We start from the raw sequence: 11954 nt of genomic DNA, 5'->3' as shown, positions 1-11954 counted from the left end.
GCCTGATAAGGAGAAATCCTCATGCGTATTGCGCTCGCTGCCTGCCTGGTTGGCGCCGGCCTGTTACCTGACCTCGCTACCGCCGCTCAACCCAACGGCCCCTGGATCACGGATGAACAGAACGTCTCGCTCGAGGCGTTCATGAGCAACCAACAGCTGTACGATCAGCTCAGCGCCATGTCGCGGCGCTTTCCCGATGCGCTGCGCCTGGAACAGGCCGGCAGCAGCAACGAAGGCCGCCCCATCTGGCTCGCCAGGCTGGGTAATGCGGACAAACCCGCGGTGATGATCATCACCCAACAGCACGGCAATGAGCCCCACGGTACCGAGGCCGCAGTCAACCTGATACAACGTCTCGCTTCGGGTGGCGCGCTGTCGCGGCGGGTGCTGGACAATCTGCAGGTGTTGATCGTACCGAGGGTCAACCCGGACGGAGCGGAGCGCTTCAGCCGCGGCAACATGGATTTCAGCGCGCCGCAGACCAGCGCTGACTGCCTGCGTGACGACGGCACGCTGGATCCCGCCAAGCTGGATCAGCGCCTGGGCGCCAACGTGACAGCCTACACCTTGGCCGACGGCCAGCGTCGCTGGAGCTATGACATCAACCGTTACCACTGGACGGACTGGAGCGACAGCACGCAGATTCGCTGCAATCCAGGCCTGGCCAGTGAGCGTCACTTCAATCCGGGGCAGAACCCGGTTCCTGAAGCGGTAGCGGTGCGCAGCATCTATGACCGTTACCGCCCCATCTGGCTGGTGGATGTCCACAACCAGAACCCCGCCGTGGTACTCGACGATGTCGACCCTGAAGTGAACCGCCCCGGACGTCAGGTGACAGGCTCCATCACCTGGCCGACCCACCCGGATGTTGCGCCGGAAGCGGTAGCGCTGTCGAAACAGCTGGCAATCGTGATGAAGCAGCGCTCCCTGCAGCTTGGCTTCATGGAAATCACCAACTACTACTATGAGCACCCCAACGGCGATGTCCGCCGCGGCGGTGGCGATCCGGGCATTGCCCGAAACGCCTATGGCCTGCTGGGGACCGAGCGACTGGCCGCCGGCGAAACAGGCCCATTGGGCGGCAGCGTGCTCATGGAAATCGGTGGATTGAACAGCCGCGGCCAGAAGTCTGTCGGCATGCTGCGCAACAATGTGCGCGAAATGCTTGAGGCCGTGCTTGTCGCAACTGCCGACGGCAGCCTGACGGCTATCGATCCGGCAGAGGCCGATCGCCTTCTGCCACCCGGACAGGAGAGCGATAAGCCTCTGAGCAATCCCCACGAATAGCACTGAAGAAACAAGAAAGCCCGCAGCAGTCGCTGCGGGCTTCTCGATCTTGCGGATAGCGCGATTCGCTTATACCGGCACTTCCGACAGCGGAATATCCAGGGCGGCGGCAACACCTGCTCCGTAGGCCGGATCAGCCTTCAGGCAGTGGCTGATGTGGCGAATCTTGATATGACGCGCGACTCCCTGCATCGACCGAGCGGTGTTTTCGAACAACCGCTGCTGCTCATCGGCCGTCATCAAGCGGAACAGGTTGCCCGGCTGAGTGAAGTAATCAGCGTCGTCGGCACGGTAGTCGTAACGGTCCGCCGCCCCCTCGAGAGCTAGCGGTGGCTCGCTGAAGTCAGGCTGTTCCTGCCACTCGCCATAGGTGTTCGGCTCGTAATGCAGGCGACCGCCCTGATTGCCGTCCACGCGCATGGCACCATCGCGATGGTAGCTGTGGACCGGGCAACGCGGAGCGTTGACCGGAATCTGATGGTGATTTATCCCCAGCCGGTAGCGTTGCGCATCCCCATAGGAGAACAGGCGGCCCTGCAACATACGGTCCGGGGAGAAGCTGATGCCCGGAACGACATTCGCCGGCGTGAATGCCGCTTGCTCGACATCCTGGAAGTAGTTGTCGGGATTGCGGTTAAGCTCGTAGTAGCCGACCTCGATCAGCGGATAGTCGTCATGCGGCCAAACCTTGGTCAGGTCGAACGGATGGTACGGCACCTTCGCGGCGTCGGCCTCCGGCATTACCTGCACATACATCGTCCAGCGCGGATATTCGCCACGCTCGATGGCCTCGAATAGATCGCGCTGCGAACTCTCACGGTCATTGCCGACGATGGCTGCCGCCTCGGCATCGGTGAGATTCTTGATGCCCTGCTGGGTCCGGAAGTGAAACTTCACCCAGAAACGTTCGTTGTTCGGACTGATGAAGCTGTAGGTGTGCGAACCGAAACCGTGCATATGACGGTAAGACGCCGGGATGCCGCGATCGCCCATGACATAGGTGATCTGGTGCAAGGCTTCAGGCAGCCCGGTCCAGAAGTCCCAGTTGTTGTTCGCGCTGCGCATGTTGGTGCGCGGATCGCGTTTTACTGCGTGGTTGAGGTCCGGAAACTTCAGCGGATCGCGGAAAAAGAACACAGGGGTGTTATTGCCCACCATGTCCCAGTTGCCTTGCTCGGTGTAGAACTTCAGGGCGTAACCACGAATGTCGCGCTCGGCATCGGCGGCACCACGCTCGCCTGCGACGGTCGAGAAGCGCGCGAACAGTGGAGTGCGTTTGCCGATCTCGGAAAACAGCTTGGCTTTGGTGTAGCGGGTGATGTCATGGGTGACGACGAATTCTCCCAACGCCCCCGACCCCTTCGCATGCATGCGCCGCTCCGGAATGACTTCCCGATCGAAATGAGCGAGCTTCTCCAGAAACCATACGTCCTGAAGCAGCATGGGACCCCGGCGGCCCGCAGTCATGGAGTTCTGGTTTTCGGATACCGGCGCACCGGCAACGGTTGTGAGCTTCGGCTTGTCAGTCATGGTTGCAGCTCCTTGGTATTCAATAGGCTTCCAGGGTCTTGGTAAGTACCTGCTGGTTGAATGCCATCATAGGAAGCAAGCGCAACGGCGACTAATGATGAAGATCAACGCCCCTTATAGAGCCAGTCTCTCAGAAATCTTGGGGCATAAAAAAACCGAGCCAAAAGGCTCGGTTTTTATTGCTGCTACCGATCTTACTCGGCGGCTTCCACTTCACCAGTGACCGGACGGTCAACCAGCTCGACGTAAGCCATAGGTGCGTTGTCACCAGCGCGGAAGCCGCACTTGAGGATACGCAGATAACCGCCCTGACGGGTGGCGTAACGCTTGCCCAGATCGTTGAACAGCTTGCCTACGGCAGCCTTCGAACGAGTACGGTCGAAAGCCAGACGACGGTTGGCGACGCTGTCTTCCTTAGCCAGGGTGATCAGCGGCTCGGCAACGCGACGCAGTTCCTTGGCCTTGGGCAGGGTGGTCTTGATCAGTTCGTGCTCGAACAGCGACACCGCCATGTTTTGAAACATGGCCTTGCGGTGGGCGCTGGTGCGGCTCAGGTGACGGCCACTTTTACGATGACGCATGATTGAAATTCCTTACCAAACGTTCAGTTCGGTTACTGGGGGCGATCAGGCAGTGGCCTTATCGTCCTTCTTGAGACTTGCCGGCGGCCAGTTATCCAGACGCATACCGAGGGACAAACCACGCGAAGCCAGAACGTCCTTAATCTCGGTCAGGGACTTCTTGCCCAGATTCGGCGTCTTCAACAGCTCTACTTCGGTGCGCTGAATCAGATCACCAATGTAGTAGATGTTTTCCGCCTTCAGGCAGTTGGCCGAACGTACGGTCAGCTCCAGGTCATCAACCGGACGCAACAGGATCGGATCGATCTCGTCTTCCTGCTCGATTACAACCGGCTCGCTGTCGCCCTTGAGGTCGACGAACGCGGCCAGCTGCTGCTGCAGGATGGTCGCTGCACGACGGATCGCCTCTTCGGGATCCAGGGTGCCGTTGGTTTCCAGGTCAATGACCAGTTTGTCCAGGTTGGTGCGCTGCTCGACACGAGCATTCTCGACCACGTAAGCCACGCGACGAACCGGGCTGAAAGTGGCGTCGAGCTGCAGACGACCGATGCTACGGCTTTCGTCTTCATCGCTCTGACGCGCATCAGCAGGCTCGTAACCGCGGCCGCGAGCGACCTTGAGCTTCATGTTGAGCGAGCCGTTGGCCGCCAGATTGGCGATCAGGTGATCGCCATTGACGATTTCGACATCGTGATCCAGCTGGATATCGGCAGCGGTAACAGCGCCCGCGCCCTTCTTCACCAGGCTCAAGGTCACTTCATCACGGCCGTGCAGCTTGATGGCGATACCTTTGAGGTTGAGCAGGATTTCGATGACATCTTCCTGCACGCCCTCGATGGCGCTGTACTCGTGGAGCACACCGTCGATCTCAGCCTCGACCACAGCGCAGCCGGGCATGGAGGACAACAGGATACGACGCAGCGCGTTGCCCAGGGTGTGGCCAAAACCACGCTCGAGGGGCTCGAGAGTGATCTTGGCACGGGTCGGACTGACCACCTGCACATCGATATGGCGGGGGGTCAGGAACTCATTTACCGAACTCTGCATGGATACACCTATTTTCTAGCCCTTACTTGGAGTAGAGCTCGACAATCAGGTTTTCGTTGATGTCGGCGGACAGATCGCTGCGAGCCGGAACATTCTTGAAAACACCGGATTTCTTGTCGGCATCTACTTCGACCCATTCAACGCGACCGCGCTGAGCGCACAGTTCGAGGGCCTGGGCGATACGCAGCTGGTTACGGCACTTCTCACGAACAGCCACAACGTCACCGGCCTTGACCTGGTACGAAGGGATGTTCACGGTCTGACCGTTGACGCTGATCGACTTGTGAGAAACCAGCTGACGCGATTCGGCACGCGTGGAGCCGAAGCCCATGCGATACACGACGTTGTCCAGACGGCACTCGAGCAGTTGCAGCAGGTTTTCGCCGGTAGCGCCCTTACGGCTGGCAGCTTCCTTGTAGTAACCGCTGAACTGACGCTCCAGCACACCGTAGATGCGGCGTACTTTCTGCTTTTCACGCAGCTGGGTGCCGTAGTCGGACAGACGGCCACGGCGCTGGCCATGAACACCTGGCGGAGTTTCGATGTTGCACTTGGATTCGAGCGCGCGCGCACCACTCTTCAGGAAGAGATCGGTGCCTTCACGACGAGACAGTTTGCACTTGGGACCAATATAACGAGCCATTCTTCACTGTCTCCTGATTACACGCGGCGCTTCTTCGGCGGACGGCACCCGTTATGCGGGATAGGCGTCACGTCGGTGATGCTGGCGATTTTATAACCACATGCGTTCAAAGCACGCACGGCGGACTCACGACCCGGACCTGGGCCCTTGACGTTGACGTCGAGGTTCTTCAGGCCGTACTCCAGAGCAGCCTGACCAGCGCGCTCTGCAGCGATCTGGGCAGCGAACGGAGTGCTCTTACGCGAGCCGCGGAAACCGGAACCACCGGAAGTAGCCCAGGACAATGCGTTGCCCTGACGATCGGTGATGGTCACGATGGTGTTGTTGAAAGACGCGTGGATATGGGCGATCCCATCAACCACTGTCTTTTTGACTTTTTTACGAGGACGAGCAGCAGGTTTTGCCATGACTAAATTCCTGTCGATTCGCTAACGCGATTACTTGCGGATCGGCTTGCGCGGGCCCTTACGGGTACGCGCGTTGGTCTTGGTACGCTGACCGCGAACCGGCAGACCACGACGATGACGCAGGCCGCGATAGCAACCCAGGTCCATCAAGCGCTTGATTTTCATGTTGACTTCGCGACGCAGGTCGCCTTCAACAATGAACTTGCCGACTTCGCCACGCAGCAGTTCGACCTGCTCGTCGGAAAGATCCTTGATCTTTGCTGCCGGATTCACACCGGTAGCGGCACAGATTTCCTGCGCACGGGTGCGACCAACACCGTAGATGTAGGTCAGCGAGATAACAGTGTGCTTGTTATCCGGAATGTTGACGCCTGCAATACGGGCCATTCAGTGAAACTCCAATTGACAGCTACCTACGCCCCGGAAGCCAAGAAAAGGGCGCGAGATATTAACGCTGTAATAACAAATATTCAACCCGGCAGCGCACTAGCTGCCGGGTTATAACGCCTTACACAATCAGCCTTGGCGCTGCTTGTGACGCGGTTCTGCGCTGCAGATCACGCGCACGACACCGTCGCGACGGATGATCTTGCAGTTACGGCACAGCTTTTTAACCGATGCACGAACTTTCATCACCAACTCCTAGAACCTTACGAACCACCTCAGCGGAGCATTCCGCTGCCGTAGCCCTTCAGGTTGGCTTTCTTCATCAGGGAATCGTACTGGTGCGACATGAGGTGTGATTGCACTTGAGACATGAAGTCCATGACAACCACAACAACGATCAGCAACGAGGTCCCACCAAGGTAGAACGGCACATTGGCCGCGACCACAAGGAACTGCGGCAGCAGGCAGACAGCCGTCATGTACAGGGCGCCGAACATGGTCAAACGGGTCAGCACACCATCGATGTAGCGCGCCGACTGCTCGCCCGGACGAATCCCAGGAATAAACGCACCGGACTTCTTCAGATTCTCCGCCACGTCCTTCGGATTGAACATCAATGCCGTATAGAAGAAGCAGAAGAAAATGATCCCGGCACTGAACAGCAAGATGTTCAACGGCTGACCGGGAGCGATTGCCTGCGATATGTCAGCCAACCACCCCATGCTCTCCGACTGGCCGAACCACTGCCCTAGAGAGGCAGGGAACAGCAGGATGCTGCTGGCAAAAATAGCCGGGATCACACCCGCCATATTCACCTTCAACGGCAAGTGGCTAGTCTGCGCAGCAAATACCTTACGACCCTGCTGACGCTTGGCGTAGTGCACCGCGATACGACGCTGACCACGCTCGATGAAAACCACGAAACCAATGATCGCAACAGCCAGCAGCCCAACAGCCAGCAAAGCGATAATGTTGATGTCACCCTGCCGAGCAGACTCGAACGACTGACCGAGCGCACCCGGCAAGCCGGCGACGATACCAGCAAAGATCAGCATCGAAATACCGTTGCCAACCCCACGCTCGGTAATCTGCTCACCCAGCCACATCATGAACATCGCGCCGGAAACGAAGGTAGTGATGGCCACGAAGTAGAAGCCGAAATCATTGCTGAACGCGACACCTTGCCCAGCCAGACCGACCGACATCCCGACAGCCTGCACGATCGCCAACACCAGCGTTCCATAACGCGTGTACTGACTGATCTTGCGCCGCCCGGCCTCACCTTCCTTCTTCAACTGCTCCAGCTGTGGGCTGACAGCGGTCATGAGCTGCATGATGATCGAGGCCGAAATGTACGGCATGATCCCCAATGCAAAAATGCTCATGCGCTCCAGCGCACCGCCGGAAAACATGTTGAACAAGCTAAGGATGGTCCCCTCGTTCTGACGAAACAGCTCAGCCAGCCGATCGGGATTGATCCCGGGAACCGGGATGTGCGCGCCAATCCGATAGACGATGATCGCCATGAACAGAAAGCGCAGACGAGCCCAGAGTTCGGACAGACCACCATTACTCAGCGCGGAGAGAGCACCTTGCTTAGCCATTTATTCCTCGAACTTGCCGCCAGCTGCTTCGATAGCCGCACGCGCACCCTTGGTGGCTGCGATACCCTTGAGAGTAACCGCGCGACCAACCTCGCCCGACAGCATGATTTTCACGCGCTGCACGTTCTGGTTGATGACGTTGGCATCTTTCAGGCTCTGTACGGTAACAACGTCACCTTCCACCTTGGCCAGTTCGGATGTACGCACTTCAGCGCGATCCATAGCTTTCAGCGAAACGAAGCCGAACTTCGGCAGACGACGGTGCAGAGGCTGCTGACCACCCTCGAAACCGGGAGCAATCTTGCCGCCGGAGCGGGAAGTCTGACCCTTGTGACCACGGCCACCGGTCTTGCCCAGGCCGCTACCGATACCACGACCAGGACGCAGCTTTTCGCGACGGGCACCCGGCGCAGAACGCAGATCGTTCAGTTGCATGGCTTAGCCCTCCACACGGAGCATGTAATAAGCCTTGTTGATCATGCCGCGATTCTCAGGAGTGTCCTGAACCTCGACGGTATGACCAATGCGACGCAGGCCGAGACCCTTGACGCACAGCTTGTGATTGGGGATACGACCGCTGACACTCTTGATCAGCGTAACCTTGACGGTATTAGCCATGATCAGGAAATCTCCTCGACGCTCTTGCCGCGCTTGGCAGCAATCGACTCAGGCGACTGCATCGCCTTCAAACCCTTGAAAGTGGCGTGAACCACGTTGACCGGGTTGGTAGAGCCGTAGCACTTGGCCAGGACGTTATGCACGCCAGCGACTTCCAGGATGGCGCGCATGGCACCACCAGCGATAACGCCGGTACCTTCAGAAGCAGGCTGCATGTACACCTTGGAAGCGCCATGCGCAGCCTTGGTGGCGTACTGCAAAGTAGTACCATTCAGATCGACCTGGATCATGTTGCGGCGAGCCGCCTCCATGGCCTTCTGAATAGCAGCCGGAACCTCACGGGACTTGCCACGACCGAAGCCGACACGACCCTTGCCATCACCCACTACGGTCAGTGCGGTGAAGGTGAAGATACGACCACCCTTAACAGTTTTTGCGACGCGGTTAACTTGAACCAGCTTCTCGATGTAGCCTTCGTCGCGCTTTTGCTCGTTATTTGCCATAACTTAGAACTCCAGCCCGCCTTCACGAGCAGCATCAGCCAGTGCCTTCACACGACCGTGGTACTTGAAGCCAGAACGGTCGAATGCCACCTGAGTGACACCTGCGGCTTTCGCACGCTCAGCGACCAGCTGACCGACTTTCTTGGCAGCGTCGACGTTGCCGGTGGCAGCATCACGCAGTTCTTTGTCCAGAGTCGAGGCGCTGGCCAGGACCTTGCCGCCGTCGGCCGAAAGGACCTGGGCGTAGATGTGCTGGGAAGAGCGGTACACGCAAAGGCGTACGGTTTCCAGCTCGCGCATCTTCAGGCGTGCCTTGCGAGCGCGACGCAGACGAGTTTCTTTCTTTACGCTCATTTGCTATGCCCTACTTCTTCTTAGCTTCTTTGCGACGGACTACTTCATCCGAGTACCGCACGCCTTTGCCCTTGTAAGGCTCAGGACGACGGAAATCACGGATCTCAGCAGCCACCTGACCGACCAGTTGCTTGTCGACACCCTTGATCAGGATATCGGTCTGGCTGGGGGTCTCAGCGGTAACGCCTTGCGGCAGTTCATAATCCACCGGATGCGAGAAACCGAGAGCCAGGGACAGCACTTGACCTTTGGCTTGCGCCTTGTAACCAACACCAACCAGCTGGAGCTTACGCTCGAAGCCTTGGCTGACGCCGATCACCATGTTGTTGACCAGAGCACGAGTGGTGCCGGCCATAGCACGGGTCTGCTGATCGCCATTACGACCGGCGAAACGCAGCTCACCAGATTCCTGGATGACTTCCACGGACGGATGGACATTCAGTTCGAGAGCGCCTTTTGCGCCCTTCACCGAAAGCTGCTGACCGGACATCTTGATTTCGACGCCAGCAGGCAGCTTGACGGGGTTCTTAGCAACGCGAGACATGCTTATCCCCCCTTAGAACACAGTGCAAAGCACTTCGCCGCCAACGCCGGCAGCCCGAGCAGCTCGATCAGTCATCACACCCTTGTTGGTGGAGACGATCGACACACCCAAACCACCGCGCACTTTCGGCAACTGGTCAACGGATTTGTACTGGCGAAGGCCAGGACGGCTTACGCGCTTCAGCTCTTCGATGACCGGACGGCCTTCGAAATACTTCAGCTCGATGGACAGCTGCGGCTTGGCATCGCCACTGACCTGGTATCCCGCGATATAGCCTTCACCTTGAAGAACGTTGGCTACAGCCACCTTCAGCGTGGAAGACGGCATGCTTACGACGGACTTTTCGGCCATCTGGGCATTACGGATACGAGTTAGCATGTCCGCTAACGGGTCCTGCATACTCATGGGCTCTTAGCTCCTAATACAAAAAAATAAGCCTGAAACGGCTCGTGTCGCCAACGGGCAAGCCTACAAAATTCGAGGCTCAGGCGAGCCGGGCATTCTAGAGCGTTGCCATAAACGAATCAAGCCCCATATGGGGCTTGATCGAAAAACAAACAGGACCCGACGGTCCTGTTAGCTTATTACCAGCTGGCCTTGACCAGTCCTGGTACGTCACCACGCATTGCAGCCTGACGCAGCATGTTGCGCGACAGACCAAACTTGCGGTAAACGCCATGCGGACGACCGGTCAGACGGCAGCGGTTCCGCAGGCGCGAAGCGCTTGCATCACGGGGCTGCTTCTGCAGTGCAACCTGAGCTTCCCAACGCGCTTCCGGAGTAGATTCCGGGCTGGCGATGATAGCCTTCAGTGCAGCACGCTTCTGGGCGAACTTGGCAACCGTTTGCTGACGCTTCAGCTCACGGTTCTTCATGCTTTGCTTAGCCATGTGCCTACTCCAATCAGTTACGGAACGGGAAGTTGAAGGCACGCAGTAGAGCGCGACCTTCTTCATCCGTCCGAGCAGTAGTGGTCAGAGTGATATCCAGACCACGCAGGGCATCGATCTTGTCGTAATCGATTTCCGGGAAAATGATCTGCTCTTTGACACCCATGCTGTAGTTGCCGCGACCATCAAAGGACTTGGCATTCAGGCCGCGGAAGTCACGCACGCGCGGCAGGGAGATCGAAAGCAGACGATCCAGGAACTCGTACATACGATCGCTACGCAGGGTGACCTTGACGCCAATCGGCCAGCCTTCGCGGACTTTGAAGCCTGCAATGGACTTGCGAGCGTGGGTCACTACAACTTTCTGACCGGTGATCTTTTCCAGATCGGCAACCGCGTTGTCGATGATCTTTTTGTCACCGATCGCTTCGCCGATACCCATGTTGAGGGTGATCTTGGTAATGCGCGGAACTTCCATCACGTTCTTGAGCTGAAGTTCTTCCATCAGCTTCGGCGCGATTTCCTTCCGATAAACTTCTTTTAGTCGTGCCATGGTTATCTACCTAGCAGTCTCAAGCGTCAACCGGCTTCTGGGTCGACTTGAAGACACGAATTTTCTTGCCTTCTTCAACCTTGAAGCCAACGCGGTCTGCCTTGTTGGTCTCGCCGTTGAAAATGGCGACGTTAGAGACGTGCAAAGGCGCCTCTTTCTCGACGATACCGCCCTGAACGCCGGACATCGGGTTCGGCTTGGTATGGCGCTTGACCAGGTTGATCCCGCCCACGACCAGACGGTCGTCAGCGAGAACCTTGAGCACCTTACCGCGCTTGCCCTTGTCTTTGCCGGCGATGACGATGATCTCGTCGTTGCGACGAATCTTTTGCATGCGGCTACTCCTTACAGCACTTCAGGGGCGAGCGAGACGATCTTCATGAACTTCTCGGTACGAAGCTCACGCGTCACTGGCCCAAAGATACGGGTGCCGATAGGCTCCTGCTTGTTGTTCAGCAGAACAGCAGCATTGCCATCGAAGCGAATGATGGAACCATCGGGACGACGAACGCCGTGACGGGTGCGAACCACAACAGCGGTCATCACCTGGCCTTTCTTGACCTTGCCACGAGGAATCGCTTCCTTCACGGTTACCTTGATAATGTCGCCGATGCCGGCGTAACGGCGGTGGGAACCGCCGAGCACCTTGATACACATGACGCGACGAGCGCCACTGTTATCAGCCACATCGAGCATGGATTGAGTCTGAATCATATAATTTCTCCGACCCCTAGCCCTTAGACTTCGACGGCGCGTTCAACGACGTCAACCAGCATCCAGGACTTGGTCTTTGCCAGCGGACGAGTCTCGCGGATGGTGACCTTGTCGCCGATACGGCACTGGTTGGTTTCGTCGTGGGCGTGCAGTTTGGTCGAACGCTTCACGTATTTACCGTAGATCGGGTGCTTGACGCGACGCTCGATCAGAACGGTGATGGTCTTGTCCATCTTGTCGCTGACGACGCGGCCGGTCAGCGTGCGGACGGTTTTCTGAGCTTCAGCCATGA

20 protein-coding genes are annotated in these 11954 nt (G+C 57.9%); 1 reads left to right on the top strand and 19 read right to left on the bottom strand.

Annotation, left to right across the window (positions count from 1 at the left end):
* Positions 1-21: 21 nt before the first annotated feature.
* Positions 22-1287 carry a M14 family zinc carboxypeptidase gene (locus BHD08_RS20445; RefSeq protein ID WP_125024619.1) on the top strand — a complete coding sequence of 422 codons (1266 nt, stop codon included), beginning with the start codon at positions 22-24 and terminating at the stop codon, positions 1285-1287.
* Between the two features lie 69 nt (positions 1288-1356).
* On the opposite strand, the gene BHD08_RS20440 is transcribed toward BHD08_RS20445, so the two are convergent.
* The 19 genes from BHD08_RS20440 to rpsQ form a co-directional block, all read right to left on the bottom strand.
* Positions 1357-2817, bottom strand: a complete 1461-nt coding sequence (locus tag BHD08_RS20440; protein ID WP_125024616.1) for a catalase — start codon at positions 2815-2817, stop codon at positions 1357-1359.
* A gap of 194 nt (positions 2818-3011) precedes the next feature.
* Complete coding sequence (gene rplQ, locus BHD08_RS20435) at positions 3012-3398, bottom strand: 50S ribosomal protein L17 (RefSeq protein ID WP_003304056.1); 387 nt, start codon at positions 3396-3398, stop codon at positions 3012-3014.
* A gap of 45 nt (positions 3399-3443) precedes the next feature.
* Complete coding sequence (locus BHD08_RS20430; protein ID WP_014821626.1) at positions 3444-4445, bottom strand: DNA-directed RNA polymerase subunit alpha; 1002 nt, start codon at positions 4443-4445, stop codon at positions 3444-3446.
* 22 nt (positions 4446-4467) lie between these two features.
* On the bottom strand, positions 4468-5088 hold the full coding sequence (rpsD, locus tag BHD08_RS20425) for a 30S ribosomal protein S4 (RefSeq protein WP_003293044.1): 621 nt from the start codon (positions 5086-5088) through the stop codon (positions 4468-4470).
* Positions 5089-5105: 17 nt separating this feature from the next.
* Complete coding sequence (gene rpsK / locus BHD08_RS20420; RefSeq protein ID WP_003281811.1) at positions 5106-5495, bottom strand: 30S ribosomal protein S11; 390 nt, start codon at positions 5493-5495, stop codon at positions 5106-5108.
* 30 nt (positions 5496-5525) lie between these two features.
* Positions 5526-5882: a 30S ribosomal protein S13 gene (rpsM, locus tag BHD08_RS20415; protein ID WP_003289190.1), complete on the bottom strand. Its 357-nt coding sequence runs from the start codon at positions 5880-5882 to the stop codon at positions 5526-5528.
* Between the two features lie 129 nt (positions 5883-6011).
* Positions 6012-6128: a 50S ribosomal protein L36 gene (gene rpmJ / locus BHD08_RS20410; RefSeq protein ID WP_003281814.1), complete on the bottom strand. Its 117-nt coding sequence runs from the start codon at positions 6126-6128 to the stop codon at positions 6012-6014.
* A gap of 29 nt (positions 6129-6157) precedes the next feature.
* Entirely contained in the window at positions 6158-7486 is a 1329-nt protein-coding gene (secY, locus tag BHD08_RS20405) for a preprotein translocase subunit SecY (RefSeq protein WP_063544065.1), read from the bottom strand.
* Positions 7487-7921, bottom strand: coding sequence for a 50S ribosomal protein L15 (gene rplO, locus BHD08_RS20400; protein WP_003293041.1), 435 nt, complete (start codon positions 7919-7921; stop codon positions 7487-7489).
* Positions 7922-7924: 3 nt separating this feature from the next.
* Entirely contained in the window at positions 7925-8104 is a 180-nt protein-coding gene (gene rpmD / locus BHD08_RS20395) for a 50S ribosomal protein L30 (RefSeq protein WP_003281818.1), read from the bottom strand.
* A 2-nt stretch (positions 8105-8106) separates the two neighbouring features.
* A complete protein-coding gene (gene rpsE, locus BHD08_RS20390; RefSeq protein WP_015278286.1) occupies positions 8107-8607 on the bottom strand; it encodes a 30S ribosomal protein S5 in 501 nt (166 codons plus the stop codon).
* 3 nt (positions 8608-8610) lie between these two features.
* Entirely contained in the window at positions 8611-8961 is a 351-nt protein-coding gene (gene rplR / locus BHD08_RS20385; protein WP_003281822.1) for a 50S ribosomal protein L18, read from the bottom strand.
* Positions 8962-8971: 10 nt separating this feature from the next.
* Positions 8972-9505, bottom strand: coding sequence for a 50S ribosomal protein L6 (gene rplF, locus BHD08_RS20380; protein WP_014821628.1), 534 nt, complete (start codon positions 9503-9505; stop codon positions 8972-8974).
* A 12-nt stretch (positions 9506-9517) separates the two neighbouring features.
* On the bottom strand, positions 9518-9910 hold the full coding sequence (rpsH, locus tag BHD08_RS20375; protein WP_003293036.1) for a 30S ribosomal protein S8: 393 nt from the start codon (positions 9908-9910) through the stop codon (positions 9518-9520).
* A gap of 179 nt (positions 9911-10089) precedes the next feature.
* On the bottom strand, positions 10090-10395 hold the full coding sequence (rpsN, locus tag BHD08_RS20370; RefSeq protein ID WP_015278287.1) for a 30S ribosomal protein S14: 306 nt from the start codon (positions 10393-10395) through the stop codon (positions 10090-10092).
* A 13-nt stretch (positions 10396-10408) separates the two neighbouring features.
* Entirely contained in the window at positions 10409-10948 is a 540-nt protein-coding gene (gene rplE, locus BHD08_RS20365) for a 50S ribosomal protein L5 (RefSeq protein WP_015278288.1), read from the bottom strand.
* Positions 10949-10967: 19 nt separating this feature from the next.
* On the bottom strand, positions 10968-11282 hold the full coding sequence (gene rplX / locus BHD08_RS20360) for a 50S ribosomal protein L24 (RefSeq protein WP_003304067.1): 315 nt from the start codon (positions 11280-11282) through the stop codon (positions 10968-10970).
* Positions 11283-11293: 11 nt separating this feature from the next.
* On the bottom strand, positions 11294-11662 hold the full coding sequence (gene rplN, locus BHD08_RS20355) for a 50S ribosomal protein L14 (RefSeq protein ID WP_003281831.1): 369 nt from the start codon (positions 11660-11662) through the stop codon (positions 11294-11296).
* A 23-nt stretch (positions 11663-11685) separates the two neighbouring features.
* The gene (gene rpsQ, locus BHD08_RS20350) at positions 11686-11952 is read right to left on the bottom strand and encodes a 30S ribosomal protein S17 (RefSeq protein WP_003293030.1); all 267 of its coding nucleotides are present in this window, start codon (positions 11950-11952) and stop codon (positions 11686-11688) included.
* Positions 11953-11954 lie beyond the last annotated feature (2 nt).

Source organism: Pseudomonas sp. SCT, from assembly GCF_003864275.1.
In the GTDB taxonomy this organism is placed as follows: Bacteria; Pseudomonadota; Gammaproteobacteria; order Pseudomonadales; family Pseudomonadaceae; genus Stutzerimonas; species Stutzerimonas stutzeri_AE.
The sequence above is the reverse complement of the archived record's forward strand: the minus strand, read 5'-3'. Positions and strand labels throughout refer to the sequence as shown.